Source organism: Curtobacterium sp. PhB25, from assembly GCF_004365375.1.
Classification (GTDB): domain Bacteria; phylum Actinomycetota; class Actinomycetes; order Actinomycetales; family Microbacteriaceae; genus Curtobacterium.
This window is the reverse complement of the sequence record NZ_SODR01000003.1, coordinates 327,862-343,421: the sequence shown is the minus strand read 5'-3', so window position 1 is coordinate 343,421 and position 15,560 is coordinate 327,862. Positions and strand designations below refer to the sequence as shown.

General features: G+C 67.7%; 12 protein-coding genes and 2 tRNA genes. 7 read left to right on the top strand and 7 right to left on the bottom strand.

Going from position 1 to position 15,560, the window contains the following annotated elements:
* Positions 1 to 4: 4 nt before the first annotated feature.
* The 5 genes from EDF51_RS08530 (at position 5) to pknB (ending at position 7,988) form a co-directional block, all read left to right on the top strand.
* The gene (locus EDF51_RS08530) at positions 5 to 1,363 is read left to right on the top strand and encodes a Stp1/IreP family PP2C-type Ser/Thr phosphatase (protein WP_131845063.1); all 1,359 of its coding nucleotides are present in this window, start codon (positions 5 to 7) and stop codon (positions 1,361 to 1,363) included.
* Positions 1,360 to 2,802: an FtsW/RodA/SpoVE family cell cycle protein gene (locus EDF51_RS08525; RefSeq protein ID WP_134194484.1), complete on the top strand. Its 1,443-nt coding sequence runs from the start codon at positions 1,360 to 1,362 to the stop codon at positions 2,800 to 2,802. The genes EDF51_RS08530 and EDF51_RS08525 overlap by 4 nt, the downstream gene beginning before the upstream one ends.
* Positions 2,799 to 4,253, top strand: a complete 1,455-nt coding sequence (locus EDF51_RS08520; RefSeq protein WP_111083694.1) for a penicillin-binding protein 2 — start codon at positions 2,799 to 2,801, stop codon at positions 4,251 to 4,253. The genes EDF51_RS08525 and EDF51_RS08520 overlap by 4 nt, the downstream gene beginning before the upstream one ends.
* Positions 4,250 to 6,034, top strand: coding sequence for a serine/threonine-protein kinase (locus EDF51_RS08515; protein ID WP_133938101.1), 1,785 nt, complete (start codon positions 4,250 to 4,252; stop codon positions 6,032 to 6,034). The genes EDF51_RS08520 and EDF51_RS08515 overlap by 4 nt, the downstream gene beginning before the upstream one ends.
* A gap of 133 nt (positions 6,035 to 6,167) precedes the next feature.
* Positions 6,168 to 7,988, top strand: coding sequence for a Stk1 family PASTA domain-containing Ser/Thr kinase (pknB, locus tag EDF51_RS08510; RefSeq protein ID WP_131845192.1), 1,821 nt, complete (start codon positions 6,168 to 6,170; stop codon positions 7,986 to 7,988).
* 212 nt (positions 7,989 to 8,200) lie between these two features.
* On the opposite strand, the gene EDF51_RS08505 is transcribed toward pknB, so the two are convergent.
* Positions 8,201 to 8,845, bottom strand: coding sequence for a gamma-glutamyl-gamma-aminobutyrate hydrolase family protein (locus tag EDF51_RS08505; RefSeq protein WP_131877937.1), 645 nt, complete (start codon positions 8,843 to 8,845; stop codon positions 8,201 to 8,203).
* Positions 8,846 to 8,926: 81 nt separating this feature from the next.
* Here EDF51_RS08505 and EDF51_RS08500 point away from each other — a divergent pair, with 81 nt between their 5' ends.
* On the top strand, positions 8,927 to 9,181 hold the full coding sequence (locus EDF51_RS08500) for a cell division protein CrgA (RefSeq protein WP_123292935.1): 255 nt from the start codon (positions 8,927 to 8,929) through the stop codon (positions 9,179 to 9,181).
* A gap of 513 nt (positions 9,182 to 9,694) precedes the next feature.
* Here the strand turns inward: EDF51_RS08500 and EDF51_RS08495 are convergent.
* Both EDF51_RS08495 and EDF51_RS08490 read right to left on the bottom strand, forming a co-directional pair.
* Positions 9,695 to 10,549, bottom strand: a complete 855-nt coding sequence (locus tag EDF51_RS08495) for a rhomboid family intramembrane serine protease (RefSeq protein WP_131877935.1) — start codon at positions 10,547 to 10,549, stop codon at positions 9,695 to 9,697.
* 7 nt (positions 10,550 to 10,556) lie between these two features.
* Positions 10,557 to 11,096 (bottom strand): peptidylprolyl isomerase, encoded by a 540-nt coding sequence (locus tag EDF51_RS08490; RefSeq protein WP_111083688.1) that lies wholly within the window; start codon positions 11,094 to 11,096, stop codon positions 10,557 to 10,559.
* A 116-nt stretch (positions 11,097 to 11,212) separates the two neighbouring features.
* Here EDF51_RS08490 and EDF51_RS08485 point away from each other — a divergent pair, with 116 nt between their 5' ends.
* The gene (locus tag EDF51_RS08485; protein ID WP_111083687.1) at positions 11,213 to 11,788 is read left to right on the top strand and encodes a hypothetical protein; all 576 of its coding nucleotides are present in this window, start codon (positions 11,213 to 11,215) and stop codon (positions 11,786 to 11,788) included.
* A gap of 383 nt (positions 11,789 to 12,171) precedes the next feature.
* Here the strand turns inward: EDF51_RS08485 and EDF51_RS08480 are convergent.
* The 4 genes from EDF51_RS08480 to gyrA all read right to left on the bottom strand — a co-directional run bounded on the left by EDF51_RS08480 (position 12,172) and on the right by gyrA (position 15,509).
* A tRNA-Ala gene (locus EDF51_RS08480) sits at positions 12,172 to 12,244 on the bottom strand.
* Between the two features lie 55 nt (positions 12,245 to 12,299).
* Positions 12,300 to 12,376, bottom strand: a tRNA-Ile gene (locus tag EDF51_RS08475).
* A gap of 75 nt (positions 12,377 to 12,451) precedes the next feature.
* Complete coding sequence (locus tag EDF51_RS08470; protein WP_027466922.1) at positions 12,452 to 12,859, bottom strand: DUF3566 domain-containing protein; 408 nt, start codon at positions 12,857 to 12,859, stop codon at positions 12,452 to 12,454.
* Positions 12,852 to 15,509 (bottom strand): DNA gyrase subunit A, encoded by a 2,658-nt coding sequence (gyrA, locus tag EDF51_RS08465; RefSeq protein ID WP_243698016.1) that lies wholly within the window; start codon positions 15,507 to 15,509, stop codon positions 12,852 to 12,854. The genes EDF51_RS08470 and gyrA overlap by 8 nt, the downstream gene beginning before the upstream one ends.
* Between the last annotated feature and the right edge of the window lie 51 nt (positions 15,510 to 15,560).

Sequence of the window (15,560 nt, the reverse complement as noted above, 5' to 3'; positions counted from 1 at the left end):
CGGCATGACCGCTCGCACGTTGAGCGCCGCTGTGTCCCACGTGGGCCGCATCCGCGCGAACAACCAGGACTCCGGCTACGCCGGGGCGCACCTGTTCGCGGTCGCGGACGGCATGGGTGGGCACGCCGGCGGCGACGTCGCCTCGGCGATCGCGATCCGGCGCATCAGGGAGGTGGACCGCGAGTTCCCCTCGGCCCACGACGCCGAGTTCGCCTTGCAGTCGGCCCTGATCGCGGCGAACCAGCTCATCACCGAGACGGTCTTCGAGCACCAGGAACTCACCGGCATGGGCACCACGGTGTCCGCGATGATCCGGGTCGGCGAACAGATCGCGATCGCGCACATCGGTGACTCGCGCATCTACCGCCACCGTGACGGTGAGCTGCAGCAGATCACGTCGGACCACACCTTCGTGCAGCGCCTGGTCGACAGCGGCCGGATCACCCCGGAGGAAGCCGCGGTCCACCCCCGTCGCTCGGTGCTCATGCGGGTGCTCGGCGACGTCGATGCCGCACCAGAGGTCGACACCGCGATCATGGACATCCAGCCGGGCGACCGCTGGCTGCTGTGCTCCGACGGCCTGTCGTCGTACCTGGCCGAAGAGCGCATCCGGCACGCCCTGGCGTCGAACATGGACGCCAACCAGGTCACACAGCGCCTGGTCAAGGAGACGCTCGACCACGGCGCCCCCGACAACGTCACCGTCGTCGTCATGGACGTCACCGCGGACGAGGTCGACGACGACGACGACGCGGCCACCACCGTCGGGTCCGCGGCCGCTCCCCTGACCTTCGAGGCGTCGACCGGTCGCAAGCCGATCCGCCTCCCCACGATCCTGCTGCACCCGCTCAAGGTCACCACCGCCCCGGAGGACTCGCACTTCGAGCCCGAGTCCGACCAGTTCTTCGCGGAGCTCATCGCCGAGGACCGCCGACGCCGCATCCGACGCCGGGTCTCGTGGACGGTCGCGCTCGTGGTGGCGGTCGCTGCCCTGGTCGGGGCCGTGTTCCTCGGCTGGCGGATCACCCAGGACCACTACTACGTCGGCACCGACCGCGGCACGGTCGCGATCTACAAGGGCGTCCAGCAGTCGATCGGACCACTGGCGCTGTCGGACGTCTACGAGGACACCGACATCACCGTGTCGATGCTGCCGGACTACACCCGCGAGAACGTCCGCTCGACGATCAACGCGCAGTCGCTCGACGACGCGCGGGACATCGTCGACCGACTGCGGAAGGCTGCCGAGACCGGGCAGGACCAAGCCGGTACCGGCGGTGACGGCGGATCCACCTCGTCACCCTCGCCGTCGCCGACCCGGTCGTCGACGCCCACGCCGTCCCCGACCCGGGGCTCGCGATGAGCAACGCCACCGCCCAGTCGTTCACGCAGGCGATCACGATCAAGCTCCGTGAACCCGCACGTGCTCGGAACCTCGAGCTCGTGCTGCTCGTCATCGCCTGCGGCATCTGCGCCGGCGCGATGGTGCTCGTGCAGCTCGGCACCAAGGGGCGACTGTTCGACACCTCGGTGCTGTGGGTCGGCGGGGGCATCCTCGGGCTGGGGCTCGTGATGCACGTCGTGCTGCGGGTCGTCGCCAAGAACGCCGACCCGTTCATCCTGCCGATCGCCCTCGTGCTGAACGGCATCGGCATCGCGGAGATCTACCGCATCGACGTCCACAACGGCCTGACCGGCTGGGACGCCATCGGTGTGAAGCAGATCGTCTGGACGATGCTCGCGATGGTCCTGGCGATCATCACGCTGCTGCTGGTCCGGAACCACCGGTTCCTGCAGCGCTACCGCTACATCTTCATGTTCCTGACGATCGCGCTGCTGCTGCTGCCGATCCTGCCCGGCATCGGTCAGAACATCGGTGGTGCACGGGTCTGGATCAAGATCGGACCGTTCTCGTTCCAGCCGGGCGAGCTCGCGAAGATCACCATGGCGCTGTTCTTCGCCGGGTACCTCGTCACCGCGCGCGACTCGCTGTCGATCGTCGGCAAGAAGTTCCTCGGCATGACGTTCCCGCGTGCCCGCGACCTCGGCCCGATCCTGGTGATGTGGGGCGCCGCGATGGCGGTCCTCGTCTTCCAGCGCGACCTCGGCACGGCGCTGCTGTACTTCGGCCTGTTCCTCGTGATGATCTACGTCGCGACCGCGCGGATCAGCTGGGTCGTCATCGGTCTGGCGCTGTTCGTCGGTGGTGCCCTCGTCGCGCAGAGCGCCCTCGAGTACGTGCACGGCCGCTTCGAGCAGTGGCTCGACCCGTTCAACCAAGAGGTCTTCAGCCGCGACACCCAGGCGAGCTACCAGCTGGTGCAGGGACTGTTCGGCTTCGCGAACGGCGGCATCACGGGCACCGGCCTCGGCCAGGGGCGCCCGTACATCACGCCCGTCGCCAACGCGGACTACATCATCGCCTCACTCGGCGAGGAGCTCGGCCTGATCGGTGTCTTCGCGATCCTGGCGCTCTTCATCGTGCTGGCCTCGCGCGGCATCCGCGTCGGGTTCATGGCGCAGGACGACTTCGGCAAGCTGCTCGGCGTCGGCTTCGGCTTCGTGATCGCCCTGCAGGTGTTCGTCGTCGTCGGTGGCATCACCCGCGTGATCCCGGTGACCGGCCTCACCACGCCGTTCATGGCCGCGGGTGGTTCCTCGCTCATCGCCAACTGGATCATCGCCGCGATGCTGCTGCGACTCACCGATTCCATCCCAGCCGAACAACGCGTCCAGCAGGGTGCGATCCCCGCCGCGAGCGGGCGGTCCGCGCGCGCGACCAGGAAGGAGCGTCGTCGATGAACCGACAGCTCCGCGGTGTCTCGACCGTCATCGTGCTCATGTTCGTCGCACTCTTCGTGTCGACGACCTCGATCCAGTTCTTCTCGGCGGACACGCTCCGCGCCGACTCCCGCAACTCACGCACCATCTTGGACAGTTACTCGACCAAGCGCGGTGCGATCCTCGTCGACGGCAGCCCGATCGCCGAGTCGACCCCCGTGGACGACCAGTACGAGTACCAGCGCAAGTACACGAACGGCGACCTGTACTCGGCGGTCACCGGGTACTTCACCATCGGCCAGGGCAACACCGGCATCGAGAGCGCGGAGAACACCGTGCTCTCCGGCAACTCCGACGCCTCGTTCTTCCAGAACCTCAACTCGATCCTCACCGGCCAGGACGTCCAGGGCGACAACGTCAACCTGACGATCGACCCCGCCGTGCAGCAGGCCGCGTACGACGCCCTCGGCACGAACAGCGGCGCCGTCGTGGCCATCCAGCCGAAGACCGGCAAGATCCTCGCGATGGTCTCGAAGCCGAGCTACGACCCGAACACCCTCACCTCGCACGACACCGCGAAGGTCAAGGAGCAGTACGACGCCCTGCTCGGCGCCTCGTCGTCCCCGCTGCAGAACCGCGCCATCGGCGGCGACCTCTACACGCCCGGATCCGTCTTCAAGCTCGTCGTGGCATCGGCGGCGCTCGAGGGCGGCAAGTACAACCTCGACTCGACGTTCCCGAACCCGTCGCGCCTGCAGCTCCCCGGTACGAGCTCGTACATCAACAACGCCGAGGGTGGCACGTGCGGCGGCGGCGACAAGGTCAAGCTCCGCACGGCCATCCAGTACTCGTGCAACATCCCGTTCGCCGAGCTCGGACAGAAGCTCGGGTACGACGCGATCAAGAGCATGGCCGACAAGTACGGCTTCGGTGACGCCATCGAGGTCCCGATGTCCGCGACCGCCAGCCAGTACCCCGAGGTCGACTCCACCGCGCAGCTCATGCTCAGCGCGTTCGGCCAGGCGAGCGTCCGGGTGTCCCCGCTGCAGATGGCCATGGTGTCGGCTGGTATCGCGAACGGTGGCAAGGTCATGCAGCCCTCGCTCGTCGACTCGATCACCACGAGCGACCTGAAGACGGTCGAGTCCTTCTCCCCGAGGCAGTACAGTGATCCGCTGTCCTCCTCCGAGTCCGCTGACCTCACCGAGGCCATGCAGAGCGTCGTGAACGCCGGGACCGGAACGAATGCCAAGATCGACGGTGTCGACGTCGCAGGGAAGACGGGCACGGCCGAGGGCGGAACAGGCGATCCCTACACCCTCTGGTTCACCGGGTTCGCGCCCGCGAAGGACCCGGAGGTCGCCGTGGCGGTCGTCGTCGGAGACGGCGGCGGGCTCGGCCAGTCGGGAGTCGGCAACACAGTCGCGGCCCCGGTCGCGAAGAAAGTCATGGAGGCGGTGCTGAACAAATGAGACCCACCAGCGGACTCACCTTCGGTGGGCGGTACCAGCTCTCGTCCCGGGTCGCCATCGGCGGCATGGGAGAGGTGTGGCAGGCCACCGACCTCGTCATCGGCCGAACCGTCGCACTCAAGATCCTCAAGGACGAGTACCTCGGCGACCCCGGGTTCCTCGAGCGCTTCCGCGCCGAGGCCCGCCACGCTGCGCTCGTCAACCACGAGGGCATCGCCAACGTCTTCGACTACGGCGAAGAGGACGGCAGCGCCTACCTCGTGATGGAGCTCGTCCCCGGCGAAGCGCTCTCGACCATGATCGAGCGCGAGCACACGCTGCCGGTCGACAAGGTCCTGGACATCGTCGCGCAGACCGCGAACGCCCTGCAGGCCGCGCACGCGGTCGGTCTCGTGCACCGCGACATCAAGCCCGGCAACCTGCTCATCACGCCGGACGGCCGCGTCAAGATCACCGACTTCGGCATCGCACGCATCGCCGACCAGGTCCCGCTCACCGCGACCGGCCAGGTCATGGGCACCGTGCAGTACCTCTCGCCCGAGCAGGCGAGCGGACACCCGGCGTCGCCGTCGACCGACATCTACTCGCTCGGCATCGTCGCGTACGAAGCCCTGGCGGGTCGTCGTCCCTTCACGGGCGAGTCGCAGGTCGCGATCGCGATGGCGCACATCAACGAGCAGCCGCCGGCGTTGCCCGGGGACATCCCCGAGCCCGTCGCCGCCCTCGTGATCTCGTGCATCGCGAAGAAGCCCGCCGATCGTCCCGCCACCGCCGCCAACCTGGCGCGCGCCGCACAGGCGCTCCGCCGTGGTGACGTCGCAGCGGCCACCGTCGCCGTCCCCGCCATCGCACAGGGCGGCACCGTCGCGTTCAACCCGCCGCAGGGTCAGGGCAACGACGCTGCCACCGCGCTGCTCGGCACCCAGTCCGGTGCAGCCGCCGGCGGTGCCGGTGGACCCGTCGGACCGCGCTCCCCGGCGACGGACGAGCCCGAGGAACCGAAGAAGAAGCGCGCCTGGATCTGGTGGGTCGTCGGCATCGTCGTGGTGCTCGCCATCGCGGGTGGCTTCGGTGTGTACGCCCTGAACAACCCGGCTGACCCCGACCCGAGCCCGTCGAAGTCCGCCTCGAAGACCTCGCGTCCGTCGCAGACCCCGTCGGAGACCCCGTCCCAGACGCCGGTCGACACCCGAATCACGGTCAACGCCTCGGATTACAACGGCCAGGACGCCCAGGACGTCGCCAATCAGCTTCGAGCTCAAGGCTTTACCGTCAACGTCACGGACGGTGACAACGCGCCTTCCGAGGATCTCGTCGGGACCGTTCAATCCCTCACACCCGAGGGAAGTCTCGAGCCTGGGACGACAATCTCAATCAAGGCGTACAAGGCCATCCCGACGCCAGATGCACCCGCTGCTGCGACGCCCGGAGCGGTGTCCGAGTCAGGGCGTGTGACCTTTACCTGGCCCACGTACGAGAAGTGCCCCACTGGGTACACCAGTAAGACGACGTACGCGTACACGGTGACGAACGGGACGGTGGTCTCGAACGGCAGCAGCGAAGGGTCGACGACCGGAACGGCTGTGACGATCGCCGCCGCCACGCCCGGCGCGCCGACCACGTTCACGTACACGGTTGCGTGCTCGTCCGTCGGCGGTGGGTCAGCGGTGTCGAACTCCTCGGAGGCTGCGCAGGTCACCTGGACCGAGCCCACCGAGGAGCCCACGACCGACCCGAACGACGGCATCGACCCGACCGACGCCCCGATGGACGGCAACTGAACGACCCCCGGACGGGGACTGTCGACACCGTTCGGTAACGGTTCGGTCGACCCCTCCCTGACCAGCGTCTCACCAGGTGGTGCTGCCGTACACTAGCCCGGACGGACAGACGGAGGAGTACGTGCCAGAAGGTGTGACCGCGGGGATCACCCTCCTCGCCAACCGTTACGAGATCGGTGATGTCATCGGCCGAGGCGGCATGGCAACCGTGCACCTCGGCAACGACACCCGTCTCGGTCGCAAGGTCGCGGTGAAGCTCCTGAAGCCGAGCCTGGCCAACGACCCGGCGTTCCGCACCCGGTTCCGGCAGGAAGCCCAGGCCGCCGCACGTATGGCGCACCCCACGGTCGTCCGCGTGTACGACGCCGGCGAAGAGACCGTGACCGAGACCTCGGGCGCCGAGGTGCAGGTCCCCTTCATCGTGATGGAGTACGTCGAGGGCCGCCCGCTCTCCGACATCATCGCCGAGGGCGCCGTCGCTCCGGCCGAGGCCGTCCGCATCACCGAGGGCATCCTCACCGCGCTCGAGTACTCCCACCGCGCCGGCGTCGTGCACCGCGACATCAAGCCCGCCAACGTCATGGTCACGCACAGCGGCCAGGTCAAGGTCATGGACTTCGGCATCGCCCGAGCCATCACCGACACCTCCGCCACGGTCGCGCAGACCACGTCGATCCTCGGCACTGCGTCGTACTTCTCGCCGGAGCAGGCCCGTGGCGAGACCGTCGACGCCCGTACGGACATCTACTCCACCGGTGTCGTGCTGTTCGAGCTGCTCACCGGCCGCGCGCCCTTCCTCGGTGACACCCCGGTGGCGGTGGCCTACCAGCACGTCAGCGAGCAGCCCGTCGCCCCGTCGTCGATCACACCAGAGGTGTCCCCGGCACTCGATGCCGTGACCCTGCACGCCCTGGTCAAGGACCGCACGCGCCGCTTCCAGAACGCCGCCGAGTTCCGCTCGGACCTGCAGCAGGCCGCTGCGGGCCGAGTCCCGGCATCCACCAAGAAGATCCAGCAGAACGCGGCGAACGACGCCTCGACGGTGCTGTTCGGGGTCGACCCGCGCACCACGTCGAACCCCGCCGCGGCGTTCCGCGAGCTCGACGACGACACCGCTGAGCACCGCCCGCAGCGCACGCAGAACCGTCCGCCGGTGGCGTGGATCTGGGTCGGCATCCTGCTGACGGTCGCGGTCATCGTCGGGGTCGTGTTCTTCGTCGCGAACCTGCAGCCGGGCAAGCCACCGGTGTCGTCGTCCGTGAGCGTGCCGAACGTCACCGGGTCGACCTTCAGTGCCGCGTCCACCGCCCTCGAGAAGAAGGACCTGACGGCCGTCAAGGTCGAGGAGAACTCCGACTCGGTCGACAAGGGCACGGTCATCCGCACCGACCCGGGCTCCGGCATCAACGTGGGCCGGAAGTCCAGCGTGAACGTGGTCGTCTCCCTCGGCCCCGAGCGGGTCCCGGTCCCCGAGCTGAACGGGCAGTCCCAGGCAGCGGCACAGCAGGCACTGGACGATGCCGGCTTCCGCGTCGGCGCGATCAGTTCCGACTACTCGTCCGACGTGCCAGAGGGCACCGTGATGAGTTCCGACCCCGAGTCCGGTTCGCTCCACACCAAGGGCATCGTGATCAACCTCACGGTGTCCAACGGCAAGGTGCAGCTGCCGAACGTCACGAACCAGCAGTTCTCCGAGGCGAAGGCGTCGCTCGAGCAGCTCGGTCTCACCGTGACGCCGTCGCCGTCGTACTCGTGCACGGGTGGCCTCGTGACGCAGCAGGACACCCCGCAGGGCGATGTCGCCCAGGGCAGTGCCGTCGCCCTGACCTACTGCGCCGCGTCGAGCCAGCCGACCCACGCCCCGTCGTCCGACAACGGGAACGACAAGGGCGACAACGGGGACACCGGTGGAGACAATGGGGACACCGGCGGCGACAACGGCGACGGTCGCTGACCGTCCCGATCAGGAACGACGCCACCGCGGCCGTCGCGCCGACCACACGCACACGCGTGTGGCCTGACGGACCGGTGACGGGCCTCCCGTCGGCACGCTGACGGCCAGGAGGCCCGGCGCACCCCCGCCACGCGTCCGCGGGCCCGCCAGGTCGTCGCGTCCACTGCTCCAAGCACGTCGACACGCGACGCCGTCGAGTGCGCTCTGACGAGTCAGCCGCGGTGCGTCGCGATGAGCGGGCCGAGCCCGTCGGCGCGCTCGGCAGCCCCGGAGAGACCGGTGGTCTCGAGCCAGTTGCCGACCATGCGGTAGCCACCCTCGGTCAGGACCGACTCGGGGTGGAACTGCACCCCGTACAGCGGGTGGGCGCGGTGCTGGACTCCCATGATGACGCCGCCGCCGGTCCGGGCCGTGACGGTGAGCTCGTCGGGCACCGTGCCGTCGACGATTGCGAGGGAGTGGTACCGCGTCGCCGTGAACGGGTGCGGAACGCCCGCGAAGAGCGTGCTGTCGTCGTGGTCGACCTGCGAGGTCTTGCCGTGCATGAGTTCGTCGGCGTGCGTGACCGTGGCGCCGAGGGCTTCTGCGATCGCCTGGTGGCCGAGGCAGACCCCGAGCAGGGGGGTGCCGGACGCGATCGCCGCGTGCACCGTGGGGATCGAGACGCCGGCGTCGGCCGGGGTGCCTGGGCCGGGCGACAGCAGGATGCCGTCGTAGTCGGCGATGCGGTCCGCGATCTCCGACTCGGGGAAGGCGTCGTTGCGCACCACGTCCGTCTCGGCTCCGAGCTGCTGGACGTACCCGTTCAGCGTGTAGACGAAGCTGTCGTAGTTGTCGACGACGAGGATCCTGGTCATGGCGGTTCACCGTACTCGTGGGGGATGTGTGCAGCGGTCTGCGGGCCGATCCACACACGTGGTCACGGTAGGATACCGGCCATGGCCAGTGACAAGGACCGCACCAAGCCCGCCCGGAGGACCCGAGCCGACTCGGTCGACACCGCGGGGGACGCCCCGAACCCGGTGTGGTTCAAGCCGGTCATGTTCGGCTTCATGCTCATCGGCCTCGTCTGGGTGATCGTCTTCTACATCTCGAACGCGACCCTGCCGGTGCCGAGCCTCGGCTCGTGGAACATCCTGGTCGGCTTCGGCATCATGTTCATCGGCTTCCTCATGACCACCCGCTGGCGCTGATCCGCAGCCTCGAGACACTCCGACGCCCGTCGCACCACTTGGTGCGGCGGGCGTTGTCGTTCTCCACAGGACTTGCTGCCGCTGATCCCCGGATCATCGAGGATCCGGGCGGTTCTCCACACTTCTACACACTCTCCACATCGTCATCCACACCCCGACCCCGGAGTTATCCACAGCTGAGTCCACAATGGGGATAATCACACGCGTGTAACTCACCGGTTTCTCCACACCTGTGGATAACTCTGCGGACGCCTTGTGGACGGCGGACTGGAGACCCGTGGCGGCCTGGCACCGTGCCTCCCGTCCGCCGTCCAGTCGCGGGAGCGACGAATGCGCGGCTGGCTGCGCCGTTCCGCCTGCGAAAGCGTCAGATGTCGCCGAAAGGTCGGCGACAGACTGTCGCTTCCGCGGGAGAGTGACCGCACGACGGGCTGGGCGCACGGATGTCTCGGAACGACGAACGCCCCGCCGCTGATGCGACGGGGCGTTCGGTGGACGTGTGTCCGGGTCGGGTCAGCCGATGGTGACCGCGTACCCGACTGCGGTGAGGACGATGCCCACCAAGGCGGTGGCGACGAGCAGGCCGATCTGCAGGGGCCGCTGCCGGATGTTCCGGGTCTTGGCGAACACGAAACCCACCAGGAAGCCGCCGATGATGCCACCGACGTGCGCCTGCCACGAGATGTTCGTCCCCGGGAGGAACCCGACGACCAGGTTGAGGCCCATGATCACGAGGAGCTGCACTGCGTTCTGCCCGAGGCTCCGCTGCAGCACGAAGAACGCCGCGAAGAGCCCGAAGATCGCACCGGACGCCCCGACCACCCAGGTACCGGGAGCGAGGAACGTGACGAGCATCGAACCGAAGACCCCCGTGATGAAGTACAGCGCCACGAATCGCCAGGCACCGAGCATGTTCTCGAGCATCCGGCCGAAGATCCACAACGCCCACATGTTGAACACGATGTGGAGGATGCCCGAGTGGACGAAGAGCACGGTCACGACCCGCCACGGCTCCGTGGGCAGCAAGAACGAGTTGTAGGCGAGCAGGCCGGTGAAGAACCGACCACTCACCTGGTCCAGCAGCCAGATGGCGACCGTGATCGCCACGATGACGACCGTCGCCTTCTGGTCGAGCATCGCGAAGCGCCGTCGCGCGACCGTCAGCCCGCTGGGGGCTCCGGACGCGCGACGGTTCGCTGCGAACTGTGCGCGCTGTTCACGCACGCACTCCGGGCAGTGCACCCCGACTGCCGCCGGCGTCTGGCACTCCGGGCAGATCGTCCGCCCACAGCGCTGGCAGAGCACGAAGCTCTGCCGGTCCGGATGCCGGTAGCAGGTGTTGTTCGGGTTGTACGCCTGGTCGGTCACGTGTGGATCAGACGCCTTCGACGTCGATGCTCTGGATGACCACGTCCTCGACGGGCTTGTCACGGCCGTCGGTGGGGACACCCTCGATGGCGTCGACCACGGCACGCGACTCGTCGTCGGCGACCTCACCGAAGATGGTGTGCTTGCCCTGCAGCCACGGCGTCGCCACCGTGGTGATGAAGAACTGCGAGCCGTTGGTGCCACGCCCGCCCTGGATGCCGGCGTTGGCCATGGCGAAGATGTAGGGGTTCTGGAACGTGAGCTCGGGGGAGATCTCGTCGTCGAAGCGGTAGCCCGGACCGCCGATGCCCTGGCCGAGCGGGTCGCCGCCCTGGATCATGAAGTCCTTGATGATGCGGTGGAAGACGACGCCGTCGTAGAGCTTGTCGGTGGAGACCTTGCCCGTACCCGGGTGGGTCCACTCCTGCTTGCCCGTGGCGAGGTCGACGAAGTTCTTGACGGTCTTCGGTGCGTGGTTGCCGAACAGGTTGACGCGGATGTCGCCCTTGTTGGTGTGGATCGTTGCGACAGCGGTGTGCAGAGACATGTTCCGATTCTCGCATGTACCGGCTGCGTACGGACCGGACCCACAGGTGAGGCTCCGTGACCTGTCAGGGACTCTGGTGGCAGGATGGGGTCACGCCGATCCGATGGAGGTACCAGATGACGACGATCGAGATCCCGCGCAAGCGTCGGAAGCAGATCAAGAAGCTCAAGGGCCAGACCGCCTCGCTCCTCGGAGAGCAGCGCAAGGTCCTCGAGCACGCGAACGCGATCCTGGCGGAAGCCCGGTCGAACGCAGCCGACGCAGCCCGCAAGGACATCGCCCCTCGTGTGCAGAACGCGATCGACAACGGGATCCGTCCCGCGGTCGCGACCGGGGTCCACGCTGCGACGTCCGCAGCACAGAACGCTTCGCACAAGTTCCAGTCCGAGGTCATCCCCGGACTGGTGTCGACCGCTGGCTCCGTGCTGAGCGTCACCGACCTCGCGAAGGACCCCCGGGTCAAGAAGATCGTGAAGAACGCCCAGAAGAAGGGCAAGAAGGCCAAGAAGGCTGCTGTGAAGTACGTTCCGTCACAGCAGAAGAAGGGCATCGGCTTCGGTGGTGTCGCACTCATCATCGTCGGCGTCGTCGCCGTTGCTGGTGCCGCGTACGCCGCGTACCAGACGCTCCGCGCCGACGACGACCTGTGGGTTGCCGACGACGCTGACACGGCGGAGAAGCCTGCCGCCTGACCTCCACGGTTCGTACGAAGGGCCCCGGCACGCCGCCGGGGCCCTTCGTCGTTCCCGGCCTCGGGTCTGCGACGAGGCACCAACTGGCTGGCCGGCCGGCCGGCCGACGCCGAGGTTCCGCGACATGCCGCACGCCAGCCGCCGAGGTTCCACGGCCGTCCCCTGGAGCGCTCGAGATGCCGTGATTTCGGAACCTCGGCGCCGCGAGACCTCGGGGCACCAACACCCGCCCAAGCCCAGCACGCACGACGACGACGACGAACGCACGATGTCGCACAGAGACGGCTATCGCGGAGCGGCCCGTGCCGAAGGCACGAGACCAGCACGGCGGAACGATCCGGCGGAGGAAGGAACGACCGCAGCAGGGTCATCCCGGAGTGGAGTGGAGCCTGGGAGAATCGAACTCCCGACATCCTGCTTGCAAAGCAGGCGCTCTACCAACTGAGCTAAGGCCCCGGGTGCCACCGAGGTGATCGGCGGCGGGATGGAATTGTCGTGTGTTCCGAAGAACTGGTGGGGCTACAAGGACTTGAACCTTGGACCTCTTCGTTATCAGCGAAGCGCTCTAACCGCCTGAGCTATAGCCCCTCAGACCGGATGAAAGCCTACCCCACGGATCTCGCAGAACGAAATCGAGCGGTCGGCTCACCCGGCCCGGGTGTGTCAGTTGTTCGTGAAGCCGACGAGCAAGCCGCCGGTGATGCGGACACTGAGGTTGTAGAGGACGCTCACGATGGCGCCGAGCACGGTGCCGACGACCACGTTGAGGATGCCCACGACGATGGAGAACCCGAGCACCTGGCCCAGTGAGAACTGGTCCATGATCGAGTAACTGTTCTGACCGGTGACGTCCTTCAACAAGGCGTCCACCTGCGTGAACACGCCCGTCTGGTTGAGGATGACCCACACCAGCGCCGTGGCGACCACGATCACGATGCTGCCGGCCAGGGCGATGAGGAAGCTGAGCTTCACCATCGACCAGAAGTCGACGTAGACCAACCGCAGCCGCACTTGGCGGGTGCCGACGGGTCGCTTCGCCTTCTTCTGGAGCTTCTCGGCGACACTACTCATTGCTTGACTGGTCCTCTCCGGCCTCGTCCGCGACGGGCTCGGTGTCGATGGGATCAGTGGAGTCCGGGGCCGCTTCGGAAGGGCTGACCGTCTCCACCGGGCCCGCTGGCTCGATCTCGGCGTCGTCCTGGTCGACCAGGTTCCGCTCGGTGTTCTGGGCCACTGCGATGATCTTGTCGTTCGCCGCGAACCTGGCGAAGACGACACCCATGGTGTCGCGACCCTTGGCAGGGACCTCGGCCACGGCAGACCTTACCACCTTGCCCGATTGCAGCACGACGAGCACTTCGTCGTCCTCACCGACGATGAGAGCACCCACAAGGTCGCCTCGGTCGGTCGCCAACTTCGCCACCTTGATGCCGAGACCACCGCGTCCCTGGATGCGGTACTGGTCGACGGCGGTGCGCTTGGCGTACCCGCCCTCGGTCATCACCCAGACGAAACCGTCGTCCGCCACCACGCGTGCGGCCAGGAGCGAGTCGCCGTCGCGGAAGGACATGCCCTTCACGCCGGAGGTCGACCGACCCATCGGCCGCAGGGTGTCGTTCGTCGCGGTGAAGCGGAGCGACATGCCCTGTCGTGAGACGAGCAGCAGGTCGTCGTGCTCGTCGACGAGCAGCGCCTGGCGGAGCTTGTCCCCGTCGCGCAGGTTGATCGCGATGATGCCACCGGTGCGGTTGGTGTCGTACTCGGTGAGCGCGGTCTTCTTCACCAGCCCGTGCTCGGTCGCGAGGACGAGGTACTGCGCGACCTCGTAGTCACGGATGTCGAGCACCTGCTGGATCTGCTCGTCCGGCTGCATCGCGAGCAGGTTCGCCACGTGCTGGCCCTTGGCGTCGCGGCCGGCTTCCTGCAGCTCGTACGCCTTGGCGCGGTAGACCCGGCCCTGGTCGGTGAGGAACAGCAGCCAGTGGTGCGTCGTCGTGACGAAGAAGTGCTCGACGATGTCGTCCGCGCGGAGCTGGGCGCCACGGACACCACGGCCACCGCGGTGCTGCGAGCGGTACTGGTCGCTGCGCGTGCGCTTGACGTACCCACCGCGGGTGATGGTGACGACCATCTCCTCTTCGGGGATGAGGTCTTCCATCGACATGTCGCCGTCGTAGCCGAGCATGATCTCGGTGCGCCGGTCGTCGCCGAAGCGGTCGACGATCTCCTCGAGCTCGTCGCGGATGATCGTGCGCTGCCGGGTCTCCGACGCCAGGATGTCCTGGAAGTCGGCGATCTTGCGCTCGAGTTCTTCGGCCTCGTCGTGGATCTTCTGGCGCTCGAGGGCGGCCAGTCGACGGAGCTGGAGCTCGAGGATCGCGCGCGCCTGGATCTCGTCGACGGACAGCAGGTCCATCAGGCCGGAGCGGGCCTCTTCGACGTCGGGCGACCGACGGATGAGCGCGATGACCTCGTCGAGGGCGTCGAGCGCTGCGAGGTAGCCGCGCAGGATGTGCGCGCGCTTCTCGGCCTCGCGCAGGCGGAACTGGGTGCGGCGGACGATGACGTCGACCTGGTGCGCGACCCACGCCGAGATGAACCCGTCGAGCGGCAGGGTCCGCGGGACACTGTCGACGATCGCGAGCATGTTCGCGCCGAAGTTCTCCTGCAGCTGCGTGTGCTTGTACAGGTTGTTCAGCACGACCTTGGCCACGGCGTCGCGCTTGAGCACGATCACCAGGCGCTGGCCGGTGCGACCCGAGGTCTCGTCGCGGATGTCCGCGACGCCGGCGAGCTTGCCGTCCTTGACCAGGTCGGCGATCTTGATCGCGAGGTTGTCCGGGTTGACCTGGTACGGCAGCTCGGTGACGACGAGGCAGGTGCGACCCTGGATCTCCTCGACGTTGACGACGGCGCGCATCGTGATCGAACCACGACCGGTGAGGTAGGCGTCCTGGATGCCCTTGGTGCCCAGGATCTGCGCACCGGTCGGGAAGTCCGGCCCCTTGATGCGCTGCATGAGCGCGGCGAGGAGCTCTTCGCGCGTCGCCTCGGGGTTGTCGAGGGCCCACTTCGCGCCCTCGGCCACCTCGCGCAGGTTGTGCGGCGGGATGTTCGTCGCCATGCCGACCGCGATGCCGACCGAGCCGTTGACGAGCAGGTTCGGGAACCGTGCCGGCAGGATCGCGGGTTCCTGGGTCCGACCGTCGTAGTTGTCCTGGAAGTCGACGGTGTCCTCGTCGATGTCCCGGACCATCTCCATGGCGAGCGGCGCCATCTTGGTCTCGGTGTACCGCGGGGCTGCTGCGCCGTCGTTGCCCGGCGAGCCGAAGTTGCCCTGACCGAGTGCGAGCGGGTAGCGCAGCGACCACGGCTGCACCAGACGGACCAGCGCGTCGTAGATCGCCGAGTCGCCGTGCGGGTGGAACTGCCCCATGACGTCGCCGACGACGCGGGAGCACTTCGAGAACGCGCGGTCCGGACGGTAGCCGCCGTCGAACATCGCGTAGATCACGCGGCGGTGCACCGGCTTCAGGCCGTCACGGACCTCGGGCAGCGCACGGCCGACGATGACCGACATCGCGTAGTCGAGGTAGGAACGCTGCATCTCGAGCTGCAGGTCGACCTGCGAGATGCGGTCACCGGAGACGACGATGTCCCCGCTGTCGCCGTGGACGATCTCGGGCTGCTCGTCGGGGGCGTTCTCGTTGTCGTCAGCCATTGGCTTGCGTTACCTTTCTGACGGCCGGGAGGCCGTGGTGACGTTCGTCGC